Raw genomic sequence first — 21,794 nt, forward strand, 5'->3', positions numbered from 1 at the left:
AAGTCGTCTACCCGTGGGAGGAGACCACCGTCGTCCTCAAGGAGGACCCTCGGGGTGTGGAGTGGCGGTGCTCAAGCCTTGGCGCGGCTCGCGATCTCCGTCAACAGGTCGGCGCGCTCGCGCGGACCGATGTGCCGGCCGCGCGCGACCACCGCGTGGATCCGGGTGGTGTTGCGGATGTCGGCCAGCGGGTCTGCGTCCAGGACGAGCAGGTCGGCGACCTTGCCCTGTTCCACCGACCCCGACCAGGACTCCCGGCCCAGGAAACGGGCGGGCTCGATGGTGGCGGTGCGCAGGGCGTGAAGTGGCGAGAGTCCGGAGTCGACGTACAGCTCCAACTCCTCGTGGAGGGAGTACCCGGGCAGCACCCCGGGGGTGTGCACGTCGGTCCCGGCGATCATGCGCACCCCGGCGTCGGCCATCGCGCCGACCACGGCCCGGCGCAGGTCGAACAGCACGCGGCGCTTGGCCGACTCGTCGTGGGTGCGGCCCTTCAGGTACAGGTTCTCCAGCACGAACTCCCACATCCGGGCCGTGTCCGGCTCGGTATGGCACAGGCGTCGGTCGTCCAGGCGGAGCCGTTCGGGTAGGTCGAGGTATCGGTGCATCACCAAGGTGGGGCAGTAGGCGACGTCGTTGGCGACGAGCCGCCGGAACACCTCGGTGGCCCGGACGGGACTGTAGGTATTGGCCGCCTCCCACTCCACCTCGTTGACCTGGCGGAACCAGCTCGCGTAGTACGTGTCCGGTTCGATGCGGATCCGCGCCCACGCGGCCTCCAGGGTCTCCGGGTCCTGGCACAGCGCCGGCCACAGGCCGTGGACGTGTTCGAAGGAGCGTTGGCCGGATTCGATCTGCTCGGAGAACGGCACGTGGTCGGAGCGGTGTCCGGCCACGGGGATGTCGCGTCGGCGGGCCTCGTCGAGGATCGCGCGGTGGCTCTCCCGGTTCAGCCGGGAGTAGACCTTCACGAAGTCCGCGCCGGCGTCCTGGGTCTCGGCCACGGCCCGGCGGGCCTCGGCGGAGTCGGCGACGATGGTGGGTGGTTTCGGGACGGCGAAGTCCTCCCACAGGGAAGGAGAACCGTCGATCAGGTTCCCCGAGCCGACCGAGCGCGGCCCCAGCAGCTTCCCCGCCTCCACACGGTCGCGGACGTCGCGGATGTCGTCGGAGCCCCACATCTCGCGCACCGCGGTGACGCCATGGACGACGTAGGAGGGTTGGACGACGTGTTCGTCGCCGTCGCTGTGGGTGTGCGCGTCGGTGAGGCCGGGGAGGAGGAAGCGGCCGGTGAGGTCGACGACCTCGACCCCTTCCGGGACGGTGATCGCGGTGGTGGGTCCCACCGCGGCGATTCGGTCGCCGTCGACCAGCACGGTGTGGTCGGGCAGCGGTGCGGTTCCGGTGACGTCGATGACGGTGGCGTGGACGTAGGCCCTCATGTCGGCTCCCTGGTGGTGTGTGGACGTGGCCCTCGGGTCGGGGAGGGGTGCGACGCTGGGGTCAGGCTGTGGTGGGTCGGTGACGGTCGCGCGAGGTCGGCGCCTCAGGCCGGGCGGAGCATCGGGTGCAGGGTCGGCCCGTCGGGCAGTCGGATGGCGTCGGCGGTGTCCTCGAAGCCGTGGCGCAGGTACAGGGCCCGGCTCCGTTCCGTGCTCGCCTCCAGGTACGCGGGCAGGCGGGCGTCGGCCAGTCGGTGGGCGAGCATGGCGCCGCCCAGACCTCGGCCACGGGCCACGGGCAGGGTCGCGACGACCGACAGGTACAGGTGTGGATCGGTGGGCGTGCGCGCGTCGATCTCCTTCTTGAGCAGGTCGAGTCGTTCCGCGTAGGGGGCGAACAGCTCCTCGGCGATGCCATGGTCGTGGTCGCGATCGGCGGGTGGGTCTTCGGTGGAGCCCTCTTCGGCCGGAAGCTCATCGGTCGGAAGCTCGTCGTCCGGTGCCCTGAGGGTCCAGACGGAGACGGAGTGGCCGGAGCGGTCGACGAGCACACGGTCGTCGGCCATGCCCTGGGCCACCAGCCCGGCCATGACGTGCCCGAGCAGCGACGCACGGGCGTCGCTATCGGGGAAGAGCCAGACGAACAAGGGGTCGTGGTGCATGGCGTGGGCGAGTAGGGCCGCGGCCTCGGTCTCGTTTTCGGGAGCGAGTCGTGTGATCTCCATGTCGGTAATCATACGTATGTATAGAACGATCGTTCAAGACGTTTGTATAGATCGTGGCTAGGATCGACGCATGGGACACAAGGAGCAGTTGCTCGAAGGCGCCAAGGAATGCCTCTACGGCAAGGGTTACGCCAAGACCACCGCCCGCGACATCGTCGCCGCGTCCGGAACGAACCTGGCCTCCATCGGTTACCACTACGGATCGAAGGAGGCCCTGCTCGCCGAGGCCCTGATCGCGTCCGTGGTCGAGTGGTCCGAGCGGGCCCTGGGGTCGGTGCACATCGAGCGGGCCGACCCGTTGGGACGCTTCGAGGAGGCGATGAGCCAGATCGTCCGCACCTATCCCGAATCGCACGCGCTGCTGTCGGCCAACTTCGAGGCCATCCTCCACATGGAGGAGCCCGGATTCCGTGAACGCCTGGTGGCCGCGCACGCCGAGGCCCGGCGTGAATTGGTGGCCCTGGTGTTGGACGTGCCGACGGAGTCGGTCACCGAGGAACAGGAGTCCGGGTTGGGCGGACTGCTGCTCTCGTTGATCCCGGGAACGATGGCGGTTCACCTGGTGACCCCCGGGGCGGCTCCCGGCGGGGCCGATCTCGTCGCCGGCCTGCGCGCCCTCCTTTCGGATGAATGACCGCCTGGGTCTTGCCAAAAGCGTAAGTCATTGCTTACATGAAGGTGTGGATGTGATGGAGGCGATCGGAGAGCCGAACCGCCGTCGAATGGTCGAGCTCCTGGTGGAGGGTGAACGCCCCGCCGGTGAGGTCGCGGCCCATTTCGACATCAGCCGACCCGCGGTCTCGCAGCACCTCGCCGTTCTCGTGGGCGCCGGGGTATTGCGCGTCCGTGAGCAGGGCAGGAGACGGCTCTACTCGGTCAACGGACCCGCCCTGGACGAGGTGGGCGACTGGCTCGAAGCACAGCGCGGGCGCTGGAACCGGGCTCTGGACGCCTTGGAACGGGCGATGGACGAGGGAGAGACATGACCATTCCGCACCCCCTGCGCGGCACGCTCGGCGTCGGCGACGACGGTACGTTCGGTATCCGTTTCGAACGGTTCCTGGGTCATGCCCCAGATCGTGTCTGGGCTTGGCTCACCGAGGAAGACCTGCGGGAACGTTGGTTGCCCGGGTGTGTCATCGAGGCGCGGGTGGGCGGTGCGGTCCGCTTCGACTTCGGTGCGGAGGGTGTGGCCACCGGGGTGGTCGCCGCCTTCCATGTGCCTGGACGGAACGGGCCGGACGGGTTCTTGGAACACGGCTGGTATTGGGAGGGCGTTCCCGAGTCCGTGGTCCGCTGGACCCTGGAGGGCGTGGACGGGGGCACCCACCTCACACTCACGCACCGCGAGCTCCGGCCCGAACCCGCGGCCGACTTCGCCACCGGTTGGCACGTGATGCTGGACGCGTTGGCGTTGGGAGTCGACGGAAGACCCACCGGGCAGGCGTGGGCGGCCATGGCCGAGGTCGCCGAACTCTACGCGTCTCCGGGCGGGGAGCCATCGGAGCCGGCGGTCCAGGCAAGCGAGCGCTAGAGTCCGGTGTTCCGACAAGCGCCGGGCTCCCTACCGATGATCTTGCTCGCAGCGCCATGTTGGGCGCCCAAATGGGCGCTACGAGCAAGATCATCGGAACCCAGGGGCCGGCGATCTGACCTAGGAGCGCCCGTGGAGACGACCCGGCTGGTGACGGTGAACGACGCGGAGGAACTGACCGCGTTGCTGGTCCGCAACCGGAGGTTCCTCGCTCCCTGGGAGCCGTTGCACGACGACGACCACTTCACCCTTCCCGTGCAGCGCGCACTCTTGGGGAGCGCCCTCGCCGACCATGGGAACGGACGGCGCCTACCGCTCGTGATCGTCGACGATGGGCGTATCGTCGGCAGGCTCAACCTGAGCGGGATCACCCGCGGGGGACTGCAATCGGCCGCCATCGGCTACTGGGTGGCGGCCGACAGCAACGGGCGCGGCATCGCCACCAAGGCGGTCACCGAAGCGGTCGAACGGGCCTTCGGCGAGCTGAACCTGCACCGACTCCAGGCCGAGACGCTCCCGGAGAACACCGCGTCCCAACGCGTGCTGGAGCGCAACGGCTTCACCCGGTTCGGTGTCGCCCCGGATTACCTGCGCATCGCCGGGAAGTGGCGCGACCACCACCTCTTCCACCGGATCAACCGGGACTGGCGGCCCTGAGACTCACCGGTCCTCTCGGGCGGCCGGTTCCTCCTCGGCGATGGCCCGGAACCCGGCGATCAGGGAACGCAGTCCGAACTCGAACCCCGTTCCACCGAACAGGATCCCCCCTTCGGCCAGGGCCCACTGAAGGGTCTCGGAGTTCCGGTAGGCCGCCTCGATCTCCTGACCCCGGTCGCTCATCGGGTCGCCCACCCCCTCCGCGAAGGCGGACTGCACGGCGACGGTGGCCGCCCCGCGCACGTAGGCGTCCAAGGCGTCGATCATGTCCAGCCGGGCCTGCGCGCCCAGGTCGGTGCCATCGAAGATCCGCAGTGCCGAGTCCAGCCAGGTCAGCATGGACGGGCCGTACTCGCGCACGGACAGGCGCAACTCCAGCACCCACGGATCCTCCCGGAAGGTCACCCAGTCCTTTCGGGCCCACGCCTGAAGCTTCTCGAACCAGGTGCCGGGGTGTTCGTGGGGGAGTCCGTCCCGGGCCACCACCGTGTCCAGGATCAGGGACTCCAGGGCCTGGCGCCCCTTGACGTAGGTGTACAGGGTCCCGGGAGCCACCCCCAGACGTTCGCCGAGGGCGCGCATGGTGAGCGCGCTCAGTCCGTCGGCCTTCACCAACTCGATGGAGGTGTCCACGATGAGCTCGGTGGACAAGCGTCGACGGGGCCCGGGGGTGCGTCGACCCGGGCCCTCGGGCCCCCGGGCCGGTTCCGTTCCAGGTGTCATGACCATCAGCCCAATCTAGCGCCGCGTCGGCCAAGGACCGCCTCGTCACGGGTGGACCCCGACCGACGCGGCACCGGTCACCCCCCGACGGTGACCCGCGTCGGCGCCTTTCGGGAGGTGAGGTGGCGCAGCAGCCGCTCGAAGGGTCCCTGCACTCCCCGGCGCTCCATCAGCGTGGCGATCACCACCGTGAACAGCCACAACGCGATGGCGTACAGCGCCATCGTGGAGTTGGTGAACCAGCCGCCCAGCCCCAGACCCCAGGCGGACAGCATCGGCGCCATGATGATCGAGTGGGTCAGGTAGCCGCTCAGCGAACGCTTGCCCAGGGCCGCCACGGAGGTGATGACCACCGGGGGCCGGCCCCGGCGCTCCAACCGGGTGGAGATCAGGACGAACAGCGCGGCGTAGCCCAGGCCCTGAGCCAGACCGCTGGTCCAGACCATCCCGCCGAAGACGGCGCTGGAGAGCCCGTAGAAGGGTGCGACCTCGAAGGCGCCCACGTGGTGCAGGGCCGCCGGGAGCGACCCGGACAGACCCAGGGTGATACCGAAGAGGGCGGTGTTGCGCAGCAGCCGGTGGTGGCGCTCGGGTTCCTCGATGACGCGGTTCCGAGCCGCCCAGAACCCGATGAGCATCGCGGTGGGCAGCACCACGCCGAACGAGTTGATGAAGAGCAGCGACACCCACGACATCAGCCGGACCACCATCGAGGCCAGGTAGTTCTCCTCGCCGCTGCCGTTGAGCCCGCCGAACTCGTCCGGTGGCGTCGCCATGGTGGGACCGGACGGGTCCACCACCAGGAGCGTGACCAGGGTGGCGACCGCCAGGACGAACACCGACGACAGCAGGGTGACGCCGACGATGATCCCGCCGCGCAGCCGCCGTTCGCTTCCGCCGAGGAACAGGGAGCACAGGACCAGGCCGATGATCCCGTAGGCGGCCAGCACCTCCGAGCCCAGGAACAGGGACGCGTGCACGAACCCGAACAGGAGCAGCCACCGGTTGCGGCTCCGGATGACGGCGTGCGCCTCCGAGTTCGAGGCGCCGCGGGCCAAGCGGCCGTTGAGGGCCTGCACGAGCCCGTACCCGACGAGGAAGGCGAAGAGCGGGTAGGAGCGCACGTCCAGCAGCGCGATCATCAGGAACTGGGTGACGCTGTCCGCCGCCGTGGTGGGGTCGGGGAAGTTGACGGATCCTTCGTGGGTGCCCCCGTAGAGGAAGAGCGCCGTGTTCGACAGCACGATCATCAGCAGCATCGAGCCCCGGGCGAAGTCCGGCGCCAGTAGTCGTTTCTTGGTGGCGGTTCCTGCCGCGCTACCCACTGTCATCCCGGTCCCCCGACTCTCGCATGTATCTTTGAACGCTGTTCAGGATTATAGGTCGGTGGATGGAACACCTTCAAGACCATCGGCGTGACCGCATGCGGACAAGCGAAAGGGGCCCGGGTGGATCACCACCCGGGCCCCACGGTCCTCTCTCCTACAACAGGAAGACGCTCAGGAGCATGATCGTCGCGAAGGCCGCCAGGCCCTCGATGGCCGTCGCCACCGTGAGGGTCCGGTAGGCGGTCGCCACCGGGATGCGGCTGAGCTGCGAGACGACCCAGAAGTAGGAGTCGTTGGCGTGCGAGACCACCATCGCGCCCGCGCCCACCGCGAGCACGGACAGCACCATGCCCATCGTGGAGTCCAGGCCCAGCGAACCGAGCATGGGGGCGAGCAGCGCCGAGGTGCTGACGATCGCCACCGTGGACGAACCCTGTGCGGTCTTGAGCGCCGCAGCGATCAGGAACGGCACGGCCAGGCCGATGCCCAGGCCACTGAGGTTGTCCGCGAGGAAGTCGGTCAGCGGGGAGGCGGCCAGCACCGCACCGAAGGCCGCGCCGGCACCGGTGATCAGCAGGATCGGGGCGGCGATGGTCACCGAGTCGTTGATCTGCTCGTTGAAGCTCGTCAGCTTCCCGTTGCCGCGCAGTAGCGTCAACGCGGCGGCCAAGCCGATGATCAGCGCGATCACCGGGGTGCTCAGGAAGGAGGCCACCTCGAACAGGGTGCCGCCGCCGAGCGGCTGCGAGGGGAGCTTGACGAACGAACCGAAGCAGATCAGGAGCAGCGGCAGCAGGATCGGCAGGAACGCGAGGAAGGCGTTCGGCAGCTTGCCGTAGCTCTCACGCAGCTCGTCGTAGGAGCGGGTGTCGATCTCCTCCTCGCTGGAGGCGGGGATCGGGGTGAACTCCTTGCGGGCGAAGGTGCTCGCGTAGATCAGACCGGCGATCGCGGCCACGGCCGCCACCGGAAGACCGAGGGCGATGATCAGCCCGAGACTGTCGGTGACGCCGATGTTCTCCGCGGCGGCCAGCGGACCCGGGGTCGGCGGCACCAGCGTGTGCGTGGCGTACAGACCGGTCATCAGCGCGATCGAGGTGGCCAGCGCGGAGACCCCGGTGCGCACGGTGATGGCCTTGCGCAGCGAGTTCAGGATGACGTAACCGGAGTCGCAGAACACCGGGATGGAGACGATGTAACCGATCAGGGACATCGTCAGGTTCGGGAACCGGGTGCCGATCACCTTGATCAACGCCTCGGCCATCGCGATCGCGGCGCCGGAGCGCTCCAGGATCACACCGATCATGGTGCCGAACAGGATGACCAGGCCGATGTTGCCGAGCGTGCCGCCGAACGCCTCCGTCACCGTCGTGACGATGTCCGCCAGCGGCAGACGGAAGGCGAAGGCACCGAGGATGGCGGCGCCCATCAGGGCGAGGAAGGGGCTGACCTTCCAACGAGCGGTGACGAGCACGATGCCCGCCACCAGGAGAACGAGGATGAGGAGATCGGTCACGGTCGTGGTTCCTTAGTGGTGCCCGGCACGGGTCGCACGGTGCTCGGGGGTCCGGGGTGGGTGAGGAGACGACAGCACTGGTAGGCCGTCGAGGTGATCTCCGGGAGGGCCTCGTCCCGCATTTCCTCCAGCGTCCGGGGGCCCGGAGCGATGGAGAGGGCCGCGGTGACCCCTGAACGGCGGAGCTCGTCCGCCGTGACCGACACGCTGCCCGCGATCACCACGACGGGCACGTGGGCGGGGGTGAGTCGGCGCACCGCGTCGACCACCTTCCCGCCGAGGGACTGACTGTCGAACCGGCCCTCACCGGTCAGGACCAGGTCGGCCGCGCCCAGCAGCCGTTCGGCGTCGAGCACCTCGGCCACCATCCGAGAACCCGGGAGGAGTTCGGCGCCCAGGATCGAGGAAAGGGTCGCGGGCATACCGCCGGCGGCGCCCATGCCTTCCACGTCTCGCAGGCACGAGCCGGTGACATCGGCCAGCACGTCGGCCAGCCGGCCGAGCCCGGCGTCGAGCACCTCGACGTCCTCCAGGCCGGCGCCCTTCTGCGGTCCGAAGACGGCGGCGGCGCCCCGTTCTCCGACCAGCGGGTTGGTGACGTCGCAGGCGATCCGCCACCGGACCTCGCGGGCGCGCGGGTCGAGCCCGGACAGGTCCACGTCGGCCAGGTTCTGGAGGTGGCCGCCCCCGTCGGGGAGTTCAGAGCCCTCAGCGTCCAGGAAGCGCGCCCCGAGTGCGCCGAGCATGCCGGTGCCGCCGTCGGTGGACGCGGAACCGCCGATGCACAGCAGGATCTCCTCGACCTCGCGGTCGAGGAGTTCGGTGGCCAGGCGGCCCACGCCCCGGCTGCTCGCCTCGCGCGGTCGGAGCTCGACGTCGGAGACACCGGGCAGGCCGTTGGCCTCCGCCGCCTCGATCACGCCGGTCCGGCCGTCGTCGGAGACGCCGAATCGGGCGCGGGTGGGGCGACCGAGCGCGTCGGTGGTCTCCACCGTGAGGGCGTCGGTGCCCCAGGCGCCGAGCAGGGCGTCGAGGGTGCCTTCGCCGCCGTCGGCGAAGGGCAGGGTGTGGACGGTCACGGCCAGGTCCTGCTCGGCGAACGCCTCACGGGCACCTTGGGCCATGGCCTCGGCCACCTCGACGGCGGACGCACTGCCCTTGAACGAGTCGGGGATCACCGCGACGCGTGCGACGGCCGACTCGTCATGTTCGTGCAACTCCTTGGACATGACGCAGATCATAGAATCCCGTTCGGTGCATTTCGACGGCGTAGCGCCCAGTCTTCCTGCGCCTTTGTTCGGGGTCTATGTGCTAAATGCCCAGTGCCGTCTCCGCGTAGAGACACATGTGCAGTGTGGTCAGGTGATCCGGGCGACGGATGTCCAACCCCGTCGTGGTCCGGATCCGCTCCACTCGTTGCAGCAGGGTGTTGCGGTGGACGTACATCGTGTCGGCGGCCTCGCGCATGGAGGCGGAGGACGCCATGGCCTCGACCGTGCGGCGCTGGCCCTTCGTCAGTGGGGTGGCCGTCGCGGCCATCCGGGTCAGGGAACGGCGGGGCAGGTGGGCCACCGCCACCGCGACCTCCCGGGACCAGCTTTCGGGCTCCTCCAGGCTCGGGAGTAGGGCGGCGTACCGGCACAGTGCCCGGGATTCCTCGGCGTAGGACAGGAGGGTCTCGACGTCGTCGGTCAACGGGGTCTGTGTGTGGCGGCTGTTGGAGGACAGTCCCAGACCGTTCGGTGCCGGCGTGCGGCCCGAACCGATCACCCACAGGGCGCCGTGCAGTACCGCGGCTCGTCGGGATCCTTTGCCGTTCACCCTGGTCACGGCGGTCTCGGCCGGTGATGGTGGGGAGGCGCCGCCGTCCTGCCGTGGGGTGTGCGCCGTCCACAGGGCCAGCGACCACGGTGGTTTGAGCCCGGCGGCCATGAGGCGGGCCAGGGCGTCTTCGCCGCGGGTGGTGCCGGAGCTCAAGGACGCGATGAGGTCCCGGGCCTCGGTGTGCCGCCGGCTCACCGCGTCCTGTTCGAGCTCCTGGGCGATGAGGAGTTGGACGGTCAGCGCGACCACCCGGGCCAGGGGTTCGACTTCGTGCGGGCTGCCGGTCACCCCCACCACGCCGCGTAGCTCTCCGTTGATGAAGAGGGGTTCGTTGGCGCCGGGACGGTCGGAGGTGTCGGGTTCGGGCGTGGTGACCAGGACCCTGCGCCGCTCGGAGATGGCACGTTGGGCGCCCCGATGCAGGCTGCCCACGCGGGAGGGGTCGAGGCAGGCGATGATCGTCCCGTGCTCGTCCATCACGTTGATGTTGTGGCTGATCGTGGGTGCGATGAGGTCGACCACCCGCTGGGCGAGCTCGCTGCTCAGGGGTGCCCGTCGCCGGTCTTCGGGCATGCCTCAAGGGTATTGGTGCCGGTCAGGGGACGGGAGGAATCGACCCCCGAACTCCTGGAGGCCGACCCCCAAAGGCACCGCGGCCACCCGCCCGGATCACCGGCCCCGTACACGCTCTTCCCTCGGCGGGGCGCGGGGCCTCGGTCCCGCGGGGGTCGTACGTACGAGAGGTCGACGTCAGGCGGGCCAGGGAAGGCGAAGGCGATGGCGCTCGGGTTCCGAGCCGGAGCGAATCCGTTGCTCCGTCGGCGTTGGCAGGACATCGGGAACCCTCCGCGCTGCGGTACAGTTGTCTGCGGTTGTGGTCTGGCCAAGGATCCAGGACCACGGTCACGGGCCTCTAGCTCAATCGGCAGAGCAACGGACTTTTAATCCGTGGGTTCGGGGTTCGATCCCCCGGGGGCTCACTCTTCCCGAACCGGGCGTTCCTCATCTTCGAGGGACGCCCTTCGTTGTTACTCGGCCGGTGGGAACCCGTAGGAAGCGCGAGATGTCTCCGATAACGCGCCAACGGGGTGCCCGGTCGGCGGATGCTTCGGCCGGAGATCGGAGAGAGATCCGGCTCAGCGCTCCTCTTCGGCTCGTTCGGCGACCGCCTCCTATCGCTCCGCCCTGCTCGCGGCACAGACGAGGCCCAGGGCCACGGCCCCACCCGCGTAGAGGACCACATCGACGGCCCCTTGCTCCTCGCTCTGGGAGGAACCGATCGGCCGGCCGACCAAGAGCACCGCGAACGTGAGAACGATCGCGAGGAGGTGGGGCCAGAGCGTTTTCGTGGCCGTCTCGCCGGTGATGGCGGCCCGTATACGGGTTCGAGGGAGGTCGAGGGCACGCGGTGAACGCTTCGGGCCGGCACTGTGGAGCCCGTAAGACCGACATGAGGCTGGATGGGACACCATGGTGCTCGACGACACGGACCTGAGATTGCTGCGCCTGCTCCAGCGCGACGGACGCGCCAGCTACGAGGCCCTGGCGCGGGAGGTCGGACTCTCCCGCACCGCGGCCCGGATGCGCACGAACAAGCTGCTCGACAGTGGCCGGATCCGGGTCCGCGGAGTCGTCAGGCCCGAGGTCACCGACATCACCACGGTCGGACATGTGTCGGTGGCCATCGAGGGCTCCGCCGAAAAGGCCGCGAGCGCCCTGTCGCAGGTCCCGGACGTGGTCTACCTGGCGGTGGCGGCGGGCCGGTATCCCCTGACCGCGGAACTGCGCACCACGGGGATGGAACGGCTCGCCGACGTGGTGGGGCGGATACGTGCGCTACCGATGGTGCGTGACGTCGACACCCTGGTCTACAGCGCGATCCTGCGTGACCGCTTCCAGGCGGAACGCCCCTACACGCCCACGGAGCTGGACACGACCGACCACGTACTGCTGAGGGAACTCCAGCAGGACGGCAGGATGCCCTTCTCCGAACTGGCCGTGCGCGCCGGTCTGTCCGCGCCCGCCGCGCGTGCTCGTGTGCTCAGGCTCGTGGAGGCGGGCGTTGTGCACGTGGGCGCCATGGTCGTGCCCGGCGCCCTGGGCGTGGAGTTCCTCTGCGGTTTCCTGCTGGCGGTCGACGATCCCGAGGGCGAGGCCCTTTCGGGTATCGCCAGGTCGGAGTCGACGGTGTTCCTGGCGCGGTGCATGGGGCGCGGAGACGCGGTGGGCACCGTGGTGGGCGCCTCCCTGGATCAGGTGCTCCAAGAGTTGGATCGGCTCCGATCGACGCCCGGAGTGAGGCTGATCGAGTCGTGGATGCACCTACACCTGGCCAAAGAAACCTATGAAACCGACTTTGGTAGCTGAAAACTTTGTAGAGATAGGTCTTGCCAAACTTTTCATCCACTAGATACCTTCCAATGTGTCGACGCGTTATTTGTGCTGCTCGACACATCGGAGGAGAACACCTATGGACACCGCCAAACGCGACGCGCATGCCTGGATGGATGCCCACAAGGACCACCTGTCACAGTGGCACCGCACCATCTGGGACTACGCCGAACCCGCCTGGCGTGAGTACCGTTCGAGCGCCTGGTACGTGCGGACCCTGCGCGAACACGGCTTCGAGGTCGAGGAGGGCAGCGGCGGCATGCCGACGGCCTTCTCCGCCACCTGGAGCAACGGCCCCGGCCCCACCCTGCTGACCTACGCCGAGTACGACGCGGTTCCCGGTAACTCCCAGGCGCCGGTGGCCAACCGTGAGCCGCGCGAGGGGCAGAGCGAGTTCGCGCCGGGGCACACCGACCCCCACTCCGCCCTGGGCATGTCGACCCTGGCGGGGCTGCTCGCGGCCCAGGACGCGATGAAGCGCAACGGAATCGGCGGCACCCTGCGCTACACCGGCGAGCCCGCGGAGAAGGTGCAGGGATCCAAGGTCGTCCACGGTCTACGCGGCTACTACGACGACGTCGACGCGATCATCAGTTTCCACCCCTTCTACATGCTCCCCCTGTGCAACACCACGCGGTGGGACACCCAGTGCGGCTCCTACTACAGCCGCGTGTACACCTTCATCTGCGATGAACCCGAGACCTGGCTGGCGGCCGACGAAGCCAGTCCCATCCCGGCCTCGCACTCCTCCGCACGCGCTCCGGGCGCCAACGCCGCCCTGTTCACGATGTACTCACTGACCAAGACCACCCAGGAGTCCATGCTGCCCTCGCACGGCGGCTGGTCCCTGACCGAGGCTCTGCTCCCCGGAGGCCAGGCCACCGCCGACAACCTCCCCGCACGAGTGGCCTCCATCCAGTACTCGTGGCGCTGCCCGGACCTGGACATGGCCGAACGCGTGCTCACCGTTTTGGACCGCAACGCCGAGCACGCCGCCCAGGCCTCCCACGCACGCCTGGCCACGCGCTGGGTGGCCCGCAACCGTCCGGGCATCACCAACCACACCCTCGCGGAGGCCACGTACCGCAACCTGGCGGAGGTCGGCGCCCCGACCTACGGCCCCGAGGCCGTCGAGGCGGCGCGCATGATCCAGAAGAGCCTGGGCTTCGAACCCATGGAAGACCCCTTCCTGGACGAGTGCCAGAGCCTGATCGAGCCGAGGGAGGCCGAGCGGGCGCTGCGTGAGCACATGCCGTCCTGGCAGACCAACTGGACCAGCGACGACTACGTCGAGATGACCTGGTACGCCCCCACGGTGCGCTTCTACGTGGCCCGCCCCGCGCTCAAGGTGCCCCAGGGGTCGCCCGGATACCCGTCCTGGGTGATGAACGCCCTGGGCGGCATGCCCGAGGCCATCGACCCCACCATCGACACCGCCGGCCGTACCGTGGCCGGCACCCTGCTGGATCTGATGCGCGACCCCGAGACCCTGGCCCGGGCCAAGGAGGAGTTCGACCAGCGTTGCGCCGAGCGCGGCGACACCCCGGCCCTGCTGCCCGCGGACTTCCTCCCGCCCACCGAGCTGCCTTGGCCCGACTACGACAGCGGTACCGGTGCCTGGTCCCCCGCGGTCTCCTTCGAGACCGACGACCACGGACGGACGGTGCAGAGTCGATGACCGCCACCACATCCTCCGCCAAGGTCACCGGCTCCTCGCGCCGGGCCGCCATCGGGTCCTTCATCGGCAGCACGGTCGAGTGGTACGACTTCTACGTCTTCACCATCGCCGCGGCCTTCCTGATGGGCCCCCTCTTCTTTCCCCTCAGCGAGAACCCGTTCATCGGGGTCATGGCGGCCTTCGCCACGCACGCGGTCGGGTTCTTCGTCCGGCCCCTGGGCGCTCTGGTCTTCGGGCACATGGGTGACCGGGTCGGACGCAAGAAGATCCTGGTCACCACGCTGCTCCTGATGGGTGTGGCCACCTTCTTCATCGGTCTGCTGCCCACCTACGAGCAGATCGGCATTGCCGCGCCCGTGATCCTGGTGCTCCTGCGACTGCTCCAGGGGTTCGCCGTCGGCGGCGAGTGGGGTGGCGCGGTGCTGGTGGCCGTCGAGCACGCCCCCGCGCGACGTCGCACCTTCCTGGGCTCGTTCGCCCAGCTCGGTTCCTCCGCCGGCTCCCTGTTGGCGACCGGTTCGTTCGCCCTGCTGAGCCTGATCGGGCAGGACTTCCTGATCAACGGTGGCTGGCGCATCCCCTTCCTCTTGAGCGCGGTGATGGTCGTCATCGGCCTGGCCATCCGGATGAAGGTCGACGAGTCACCGGTCATGACCGAACTCCAGCGCACCGAGGGCGTCTCACAGCGTCCCGCGGTCGAGGCCGTCCGTGGTTCCTGGCGCCAGATCCTGATGGGTATCGGCCTTCTCTCGGTCGGCGTGGGGGGCTACTACGTGGTCACCAGTTTCGTGATCACCTACGGCACCGTGGACCTCGGCCTGTCCGAGAGCATGCTCCTCAACGCCATCACCGTGGCCTCGCTCGCGGAGTTCCTCTCCGTCCCCGTCCTGGCTCTGCTGGGAGATCGGGTGGGCGCGCGCCGGGTGATCGGCTGGAGCATGCTTCTGGTGGCGGTCGCGTCGATTCCTCTGTTCGGACTCATGGCCACCGGTAGCGTCGTGCTCATCTGGGGCGTGATGTGCGTCGTCCGCATCGGCATGGCGGGCTCCTACGGTCTCGTGGGCTCGGTCCTGGCCGAATCCTTCCCCGCCCGCACCCGCTACACGGGTATCTCGCTGACCTACCAGCTGTGCGCCATGATCTTCGGTTCCATGTCGGCGCTGGTCGCCACGGGTCTGCTGGCCCTGACCGGTTCGGCGTGGTCGGTCGTGGGCTACCTGGTGGCCATGTGTGTTCTGGGAGCGGTGTGCAACAGAGGGCTCTCCCGATACGGGCACCACATGGACGCCGTCGAACGGAACGCGGGAGCGTAGCCGTGCGCGTCCGCGGACGGGGCCGGGCTCAGTGGAGACCGGCCCTCGCCGGTGGGTCTCCGGTAACACGACAGGGCCCGGCCAGGCTGGAACAAACCGCCACATAGCGGCGCGAAATCCCCCGGTCCCGTGGACTTCTCGTCCGTGGGTTCAGGGTTCGCTCCCCGGGGGCGCCAGAAAAACCCCAGGTCAGTGCGTGTTCAACGCGCTCTCGACCTGGGGTTTTCGCGTGCCAGGGGCTTCGCCGCACCTCTATGCGTGCTCCTAGCGGGCCTATGGATACATGGTCGGGTTCACCGAGCAGGGCGTCGGTGGTCGCGGAGCCGTACACATAGCGGCGCTGAAGCATCTCCCGAGTCGGCGCCGAAGCGGTACTCCCGCAGGGGACGGCATGGTCCTGGCACGGAGGGCCTGTCCAGATCAGACCGACCGCGAACCAAGGGTGCCCGCGGTGGTGCCCCGCCCCCACGATTCTCCCGTCTCGACCCGTGCGTCGCCCAGTAGCGGTGTGTCATCTCCCGCCCGTGACATTCGTGGAGTCCAAGTCATGACGCGGCATCACTTTTGGACACACGCGACGCGCAAAAGACTGTGTCGTGGACGCGGTGGTCGAGCCGGAGCGTCCCGGGCCCGAGGTCGGCCCGGCGCCGCCGGCTCCGGACCGCGACTTCCAGACACCAACGAGAGGAACGACATGGCACTGCCGACCCTGATCTCGGTCGAGGACATGTTCGGCTCACCGGAGCGCACCCGGCCCCTGATCTCGCCGGACGGCACCCAGGTCGCCTTTCTGGCCCCGTGGAGGAACCAACTCAACGTCTGGCTCCAGGACCTGGACACCGACACCGAGCCGCGCTGCGTGACCAACGACGAGACCCGCAGCGTGATCCGCTACGAGTGGGCCGACGACCCCCGTTGGCTGCTCTACCTCCAGGACGTCGGCGGTGACGAGAACTGGCACCTGTACCGCGTGGACCTGGATTCTCCGGATGTTGACACGGTCGACCTCACACCGTTCCCCGGAGACAGGGTTATCGGTTTCGAGCCCGTCGCCGGGCGCCCCGGTAAGAGGAAGCTGGTGATCGGCAGGGCGGCCGGGGGCATCGAGACCCACGAGCTGGACATCGCCTCCGGGGAGATCGTGTCGATGGAGGAGGACCCCGAGCACCTGGCGGCCCTCAAAATGGCCGAGGAGAGCGAGTGGCTCGACGGCACCGACTACCCCCTGGGCGTCTTCCCGACCACGATCACGCCGGACGGCACCGGGATGTGGATCGGTTCCCACCTGGGCACCGACCGTACCCGGCTGGTGCGGGTCGACTTGGCCACCGGAGAGGGGACCGAGGTCGACAGCCACCCCACCCTCGACATCGACACCCGGTCCCTGGTCTTCCCCACACTCCCCCCACCGCTGATCAAGGGCCGGCGGGGAGAGTTGCTCGGGGTGCGCTACCTCGGGGAACGGCAGGTGATCCACGCACTGGACCCGCACTTCGCCGAGGTCCTGGAGAACCTGGAGAAGCTGTCCGAGGGAGACCTCTCCGCCGTGTCCACCGACGAGAGCGGACAGCGGTGGGTCGTCACCTTCACGCACGACCGCGACCCCGGGGTGACCTGGTTCTACGACCACGCCACCGGTGAGAGCCGGCTGCTGTTCCGGCCCTACCCGCACCTGGACCCCGAGGCGTTGGCACCGATGCGGCCGGTCACGATCACCGCGCGCGACGGACTGGAGTTGCCGTCCTACCTCACACTTCCCGTAGGGCTGGACCCCGTAGGGCTGCCCATGGTGCTGCTGGTCCATGGCGGGCCGTGGGCCCGGGACAGCTGGGGGTTCGACCACTCCGTGCAACTGCTCGCCAACCGTGGCTACGCGGTGCTCCAGGTCAACTTCCGTGGATCGACCGGGTTCGGCAAGGCCCACATGGAGGCCGCGATCGGCGAGTTCGCGGGCAAGATGCACGACGACCTGATCGACGGCGTGGACTGGGCGGTGGCGCAGGGCTACGCCGACCCGGAGCGGGTGGCGATCTTCGGTGGTTCCTACGGCGGCTACGCGACGCTGGTGGGGGTCACCTTCACTCCGGACCGCTTCGCCGCGGCCGTCGGTTACGTCGGCGTCTCGAACCTGGCGAACTACATGCGGACCCAGCCCGAGTTCGTCCGTCCCGCGCTGGCCAACAACTGGTACCGCTACGTCGGCGACCCCGACGTCCCGGAGCAGGAGGCGGACATGCTCGCCCGCTCGCCGATCAGCCGGATCGACGAGATCCGCACACCGCTGATGCTGGTCCAGGGCGCGAACGACTCCCGCGTCGTGCGGGCCGAGTCCGACCAGATCGCCGAAGGGCTGCGCGCTCGCGGGGTGGACATCGAGTACATCGTCTTCGACGACGAGGGGCACGGGTTCGTGCACCCGAAGAACCTGATCACCATGTTCGACTCCGCGGAGCGCTTCCTCGCCGAGCACCTGGGAGGACGGACCGAACAGGGCTAGCCGATCAGGGCTGAGCGCCCGCGAAGAACCGAACACCCGGACGGCTCCACCCGTCCGGGTGTTCGCGTGTGGGCGGAGCGTGATGACCAGGGGCGGAGCCAAGACCAGTGACACCACGTCATGGGTGCGCCCCCAGGAATGTCATGCGCGGGTGTTGACGTGAGGGCACTGCCGGGCCAACGCCCCAACGGCTTGAATACAAGAGAAGGAGAACAGAGGAGCAACCGCTTAAAGGCCGAACCGCCCCTTTCAAAACTTTCGAAGGCAGGAGAAGCCCCCATGAGTCACCAGACCGCGATCACGAACTTCGAGCAGGAAGACCGGAACGCGCAGGAGGTGCGGGACGCGCACTCCGAGCAGCCGGTGGACATCAAGCAGGAAGTGCTCAAGGGCCTGGGTGGTACCTCGGGGATGATCTACTCCGTTCTGCCGGTCGTGGTCTTCGCGATGGCAGTCCCCTTCCTTTCACTGTTGGCCGCGATCGGGGCCGCGATCGCTGTGGCCCTGCTGTTGGCCGTGTATCGGCTGTGGCGTGGTGAGCAGGTGATGGCCGCGTTGGGCGGGGTCTTCGGTGTGGCTGTGGCCGGTGGTGTGTCGGCCGCGACCGGGTCGGCCAACGACTTCTTCCTGATCGGGATCTGGGCGTCGCTGGTGGGGGCGGTGATCCTGCTGGTGACGTTGGTGGTTCGTCGGCCGTTGACCGGGGTCATCTGGAACGCCGTCCATGGTGGTGAGAACCCCTGGCGTGAGGAGCGGGGCGTGCTTCTGGTGCACGATCTGGCGACCTTCGCGGTGATGGTGATGCTCGCCGGCCGGTTCGTCGTGCGGCAGTGGCTCTACATGGCTGATTCCACGACCTGGCTCGCGGTCGCCGACACGGTGACGGGCTTTCCGTTGACGGCGGTGGGCGCGGTGGTGATCGTGTGGGCGTTCCGTCGCTCCACCAAGCGTCTGCGCAAGAACGACACCGCCGAGACCGCCACCGCACCGACCAGTGCATAGACCAGCGCGCAGGGCCGACCTGACGAACACCGCGCCATCCATCGAACGGTGGGTGGCGCGGTGTTCGTCGTCTCCGTGGTGGATCGGGGCCGAACAGGCGATCCGATCCAAGGTGCGGTCGGTCAGGTGCTGTTCAGCCCTACTGCCCGCTGGAGCGGGCCACGGCCAAGAGGGCCTGCCACTCGTGGCTGTTCCCGAAGTAGAGGTGTCCGAGATGCCTGTTCTGGGTATCGCGCACGGCTGCGCCGACCGGGAGATCGGCGACCTCTACACAGTTGTCGCCTGAGCCGCCGTAGGACGACTTCCGGAAGCAAGCGACCTCGACACACTCCTGCGCAGTAGTGCTGTAGATGCTCTTGTGGAACGTGAGTTCTTCGGTGTGGGTGCGCACGTGTGAGTCCTTCGCTGGAGGTAGGGGCGCCTTTCGGCTCGTACCCAACCTTGCTCGCGCTTACGTCCCAGGTTCAGAAGGACAACGTCCCGAACCCCTGACCAGCTGTGGCCACCAAAGAGTCGGCGAATCCTGCTCCCTGCCACTCTGCACGGAAGAGCTCGCACTCGTCGAAGAACGAGTTATAGGCAGGGCGTAGTGTTCGCGGGAACAAGCGAAGGGAGCCCTCACTCTTGTGGGGCTCCCTCTTTTCTAGGGTCGAGTGATGCGCAGCAGCGCGATCCACTCCGTCCCTGGGAACGGAAGGTGGCCGCGCTCAGGGTGCTTGGAGTCGCGGACCACAGCGCCTCCGGGGACGTCGGCAACGGAGACACAGTCACTGCGGTCGCTGTAGCTGGAGGTGCGGAAGTCGAGGGTGTCGAGGGTGGGAATTAGGCTCATGGGTGCCCTCTCCGGGGATTCGGCTGCCCTGCTACTCCTTGACCGTAGCGCTCAAAAGCGCAGCCCACTCCGAGGAAGAGAACGCCAAGTGGCCAAGTTGCCGGTTCTGGGTATCCCGCATCGCTGAGGCACCTGGCAGGTCTGCGACCTCAACGCAGTTCTGCCCCTGGGGCTGACTGTAGGAAGACTTACGGAAAGCGGAGGCGGGGATAGTCGAGTTCATCATCGTCCCTAGGTGATCATTTCTGTCAGGCGTGCCACGGTCTCATCCGGGGTGAGGGCCGCGATGCGCAGATGGCCGAAGGTGTTGCGGTAACGCGCCACCTCGTCCGGTTCCTCCAGGTACAACCCGTCGGTGTCAGTCTCCAGAAAGACGATCGTCGGGTCGACTGCCTCGGGGAAATCCATGATGACGAAGGGTCCGCCGAGTCCTGGTGTCAGCCGGTAAGCAGGAGTCATCTGGATGGTGGTCGTCGGAGCCTGCGCCGCATCCAGCAGGTAGGAGACTTGTCTTTCCAGTACCTCAGGGTGGTCTGACAACGCGAGTAGTGACGCCTCGGAAAACACCGACCACAACTCTGGTGGGTCGCTGTTGAGGATGCGCTGCCGTTCGAGTCGGGCATCAACAGCGCGCTGAATGCTGTGTTCGTCTCCGACTCTCGCCGCTCTGGCCAGGACGCGGGAGTACTCGGGGACTTGAAGCAGGCCAGGGATCACCAATGGTTCCCAAGTACTGATCACGTGTGCCTCAGCCTCGAACCCGATGAACTTTCCACTGAGAACGTCCCGGTACCTGGACCACCAGCCACTCTCGCGCGACTGCCTGACCAGGTTCAGGATCTCCTCACGTTCCTGCTGCTCGGTCACCTTGTAGGCGTCCAACAAGGCCCTGACTTCGTGAACTTGAGGGCGCTTCTTCACACCCGATTCGATGTTGCTGATCGTGGTCCGTGACATCTCAGCAGCTGGAGCAGCCTCGTCAAGGGTCATCCTCGCGGCGTCGCGACGGCGTCGAAGCTCATCGGATAGGCGTCGGCGGCGGACAGTAGGGCTGTAGCGCTGCGTCGTCATCTCTCTCCAAGTAGCTGGTCGCGATTCGAATCCTAGATCCTGGTTGTCTTGAACTAGACATTCCGGGATTTCCCGGACCGGATTTCAGCTTAGTCTCGAAAATCGGAAATTCAGGTTCCATGATGAGGCTAACTTGAAATCCCGGTCGGACCAACCGCCCGGAACCCTGAGCGCCAGGAGCCGCGCCATGTCGCGTTACCTGAACCTGTCCGAGCCGACGTACGTACGCCATCGTGCCGCCGAGCCGATCCACCACCGTTGCCCCCGTAAGGCCGGACGGGTGCGTATCTACGCCTCGTCTCCTCGAACCCTTGCCGAGACAAACCAACCGCGTTCGCCTCGTCCGCCACTGATCCCGGCTCCTCGTCGGCCGCTGGAGGCCGTGCCCTCGGAAGTCCTTCCCGCCGCGCTCGTCGGACTCCACCGGCTGGAGGTGGCGATCTGATGCTCGACGCCCACACCGGAAACCTGCTGTCCACCGTCGAAGACGCCTTGCGCCCGCCGCCGCACCTGACCCCCGGGCAGCTCGGTGACTGGTACTCCCACACCCTGCGCAACCGGCTTCCGCTCATTGGCGACGCGCTGCGCATCGCCCACCAGGAAGGGGATGCCGAGCTGGCCACGCGGTTGATCGACCAGGCCGTCGCCGACCACCCCACGCCCGGCCGCGTCGACACGGCCGGCCCTCGGATGGTCGTTCCACGTCCAGCACCGGCCCAGGACTCAACGGACGGCGAACTGCCCATCCCCGAACGAGTTCTCTGCGCCCTGATCTACCGGCATTGGGACCTGACCATCGAGGGCCGGCCGCCCCAGGAGAAATACGTGGCCCGCCGCCCGCTCACTTGGGCCGGGGAGGGTGACCGCTTCGAAAGCATCACCGCTCCTAGCCGCACCGAACTCCTGCGTCGGCTCGCCCACCGCCACCTGGGCACCTCCACCCGGTTCGACCCCGAGCCGCCGGACGCGGCCTGAGGCCCCCAACGAAAAAGCTCTGGCGGGTGCATGAACACCCCCAGAGCAGGCCGTCAACCAACCCGGATTCGAAGAGAAAGTTGCCGACATGGCCATTGTGCCGCATGCCCGGACTCAGAGTCACACCTTCACCACATCTTCGGCCCCCTTACGCGACGGGCCGGGCATGACAGCGGCGAATAACAGGGTGCGCTCCGTCCTGGCCGCACCTCGGGGGCAGCGATTCTCCCGGCCGGGATCTGCCCGCCCGACCACCCCACGACCTGGCCCCTTCCGCCCCGTGAAC

At 68.0% G+C, this 21,794-nt stretch carries 21 protein-coding genes and 1 tRNA gene; 11 read left to right on the plus strand and 11 right to left on the minus strand.

The annotated features are described in order from the left end of the window. Positions 1–71: 71 nt before the first annotated feature. Both ACWGSK_RS17545 and ACWGSK_RS17550 read right to left on the minus strand, forming a co-directional pair. On the minus strand, positions 72–1,442 hold the full coding sequence (locus ACWGSK_RS17545; RefSeq protein WP_452456264.1) for an amidohydrolase family protein: 1,371 nt from the start codon (positions 1,440–1,442) through the stop codon (positions 72–74). Positions 1,443–1,546: 104 nt separating this feature from the next. Further along, on the minus strand, positions 1,547–2,167 hold the full coding sequence (locus ACWGSK_RS17550) for a GNAT family N-acetyltransferase (protein ID WP_452456265.1): 621 nt from the start codon (positions 2,165–2,167) through the stop codon (positions 1,547–1,549). A gap of 70 nt (positions 2,168–2,237) precedes the next feature. Here ACWGSK_RS17550 and ACWGSK_RS17555 point away from each other — a divergent pair, with 70 nt between their 5' ends. The 4 genes from ACWGSK_RS17555 (at position 2,238) to ACWGSK_RS17570 (ending at position 4,358) form a co-directional block, all read left to right on the plus strand. Next, complete coding sequence (locus ACWGSK_RS17555) at positions 2,238–2,801, plus strand: TetR/AcrR family transcriptional regulator (RefSeq protein WP_452456266.1); 564 nt, start codon at positions 2,238–2,240, stop codon at positions 2,799–2,801. A gap of 55 nt (positions 2,802–2,856) precedes the next feature. Continuing rightward, positions 2,857–3,153 (plus strand): ArsR/SmtB family transcription factor, encoded by a 297-nt coding sequence (locus ACWGSK_RS17560; protein ID WP_452456267.1) that lies wholly within the window; start codon positions 2,857–2,859, stop codon positions 3,151–3,153. Further along, positions 3,150–3,701: an SRPBCC domain-containing protein gene (locus ACWGSK_RS17565; protein WP_452456268.1), complete on the plus strand. Its 552-nt coding sequence runs from the start codon at positions 3,150–3,152 to the stop codon at positions 3,699–3,701. The genes ACWGSK_RS17560 and ACWGSK_RS17565 overlap by 4 nt, the downstream gene beginning before the upstream one ends. 132 nt (positions 3,702–3,833) lie before the next feature. Beyond that, positions 3,834–4,358 carry a GNAT family N-acetyltransferase gene (locus tag ACWGSK_RS17570; RefSeq protein WP_358507249.1) on the plus strand — a complete coding sequence of 175 codons (525 nt, stop codon included), beginning with the start codon at positions 3,834–3,836 and terminating at the stop codon, positions 4,356–4,358. Positions 4,359–4,361: 3 nt separating this feature from the next. Here the strand turns inward: ACWGSK_RS17570 and ACWGSK_RS17575 are convergent, their stop codons facing one another. The 5 genes from ACWGSK_RS17575 to ACWGSK_RS17595 form a co-directional block, all read right to left on the minus strand. Continuing rightward, positions 4,362–5,087, minus strand: coding sequence for a TetR/AcrR family transcriptional regulator (locus ACWGSK_RS17575; RefSeq protein ID WP_358507247.1), 726 nt, complete (start codon positions 5,085–5,087; stop codon positions 4,362–4,364). Between the two features lie 71 nt (positions 5,088–5,158). Further along, positions 5,159–6,412 (minus strand): DUF418 domain-containing protein, encoded by a 1,254-nt coding sequence (locus tag ACWGSK_RS17580; protein ID WP_358507246.1) that lies wholly within the window; start codon positions 6,410–6,412, stop codon positions 5,159–5,161. A gap of 151 nt (positions 6,413–6,563) precedes the next feature. Next, positions 6,564–7,925, minus strand: coding sequence for a GntP family permease (locus ACWGSK_RS17585; protein WP_358507245.1), 1,362 nt, complete (start codon positions 7,923–7,925; stop codon positions 6,564–6,566). Further along, positions 7,922–9,166: a glycerate kinase gene (locus ACWGSK_RS17590; protein ID WP_452456269.1), complete on the minus strand. Its 1,245-nt coding sequence runs from the start codon at positions 9,164–9,166 to the stop codon at positions 7,922–7,924. The genes ACWGSK_RS17585 and ACWGSK_RS17590 overlap by 4 nt, the downstream gene beginning before the upstream one ends. A 70-nt stretch (positions 9,167–9,236) precedes the next feature. Beyond that, positions 9,237–10,322, minus strand: coding sequence for a CdaR family transcriptional regulator (locus ACWGSK_RS17595; protein WP_358507240.1), 1,086 nt, complete (start codon positions 10,320–10,322; stop codon positions 9,237–9,239). Between the two features lie 334 nt (positions 10,323–10,656). On the opposite strand from ACWGSK_RS17595, the gene ACWGSK_RS17600 reads away from it, so the two are divergent. From ACWGSK_RS17600 to ACWGSK_RS17625, 6 genes are all read left to right on the plus strand, one after another. Then, positions 10,657–10,729 (plus strand) — tRNA-Lys (locus ACWGSK_RS17600). 490 nt (positions 10,730–11,219) lie between these two features. After that, on the plus strand, positions 11,220–12,116 hold the full coding sequence (locus ACWGSK_RS17605) for an Lrp/AsnC family transcriptional regulator (protein ID WP_358507238.1): 897 nt from the start codon (positions 11,220–11,222) through the stop codon (positions 12,114–12,116). Positions 12,117–12,219: 103 nt separating this feature from the next. Beyond that, positions 12,220–13,818 carry a hypothetical protein gene (locus ACWGSK_RS17610; protein WP_452456270.1) on the plus strand — a complete coding sequence of 533 codons (1,599 nt, stop codon included), beginning with the start codon at positions 12,220–12,222 and terminating at the stop codon, positions 13,816–13,818. Further along, positions 13,815–15,131 (plus strand): MFS transporter, encoded by a 1,317-nt coding sequence (locus ACWGSK_RS17615; RefSeq protein WP_452456271.1) that lies wholly within the window; start codon positions 13,815–13,817, stop codon positions 15,129–15,131. Before ACWGSK_RS17610 ends, ACWGSK_RS17615 begins: the two co-directional genes overlap by 4 nt. 694 nt (positions 15,132–15,825) lie before the next feature. Next, positions 15,826–17,628 carry a S9 family peptidase gene (locus ACWGSK_RS17620; RefSeq protein ID WP_452456272.1) on the plus strand — a complete coding sequence of 601 codons (1,803 nt, stop codon included), beginning with the start codon at positions 15,826–15,828 and terminating at the stop codon, positions 17,626–17,628. 279 nt (positions 17,629–17,907) lie between these two features. Next, on the plus strand, positions 17,908–18,630 hold the full coding sequence (locus tag ACWGSK_RS17625) for a DUF3159 domain-containing protein (RefSeq protein WP_358507232.1): 723 nt from the start codon (positions 17,908–17,910) through the stop codon (positions 18,628–18,630). Positions 18,631–18,769: 139 nt separating this feature from the next. Here ACWGSK_RS17625 and ACWGSK_RS17630 read toward each other — a convergent pair whose 3' ends face one another. From ACWGSK_RS17630 to ACWGSK_RS17645, 4 genes are all read right to left on the minus strand, one after another. Further along, on the minus strand, positions 18,770–19,021 hold the full coding sequence (locus ACWGSK_RS17630) for a DUF397 domain-containing protein (RefSeq protein WP_452456273.1): 252 nt from the start codon (positions 19,019–19,021) through the stop codon (positions 18,770–18,772). Positions 19,022–19,273: 252 nt separating this feature from the next. After that, entirely contained in the window at positions 19,274–19,462 is a 189-nt protein-coding gene (locus ACWGSK_RS17635; protein WP_358507228.1) for a DUF397 domain-containing protein, read from the minus strand. A 31-nt stretch (positions 19,463–19,493) separates the two neighbouring features. Continuing rightward, positions 19,494–19,685, minus strand: coding sequence for a DUF397 domain-containing protein (locus tag ACWGSK_RS17640; RefSeq protein ID WP_358507273.1), 192 nt, complete (start codon positions 19,683–19,685; stop codon positions 19,494–19,496). 8 nt (positions 19,686–19,693) lie between these two features. Further along, positions 19,694–20,533 (minus strand): helix-turn-helix domain-containing protein, encoded by an 840-nt coding sequence (locus ACWGSK_RS17645; RefSeq protein ID WP_358507226.1) that lies wholly within the window; start codon positions 20,531–20,533, stop codon positions 19,694–19,696. A gap of 444 nt (positions 20,534–20,977) precedes the next feature. On the opposite strand from ACWGSK_RS17645, the gene ACWGSK_RS17650 reads away from it, so the two are divergent. Then, a complete protein-coding gene (locus tag ACWGSK_RS17650) occupies positions 20,978–21,508 on the plus strand; it encodes a hypothetical protein (RefSeq protein WP_358507222.1) in 531 nt (176 codons plus the stop codon). Positions 21,509–21,794 lie beyond the last annotated feature (286 nt).

Source organism: Nocardiopsis sp. NPDC055551, from assembly GCF_053619415.1.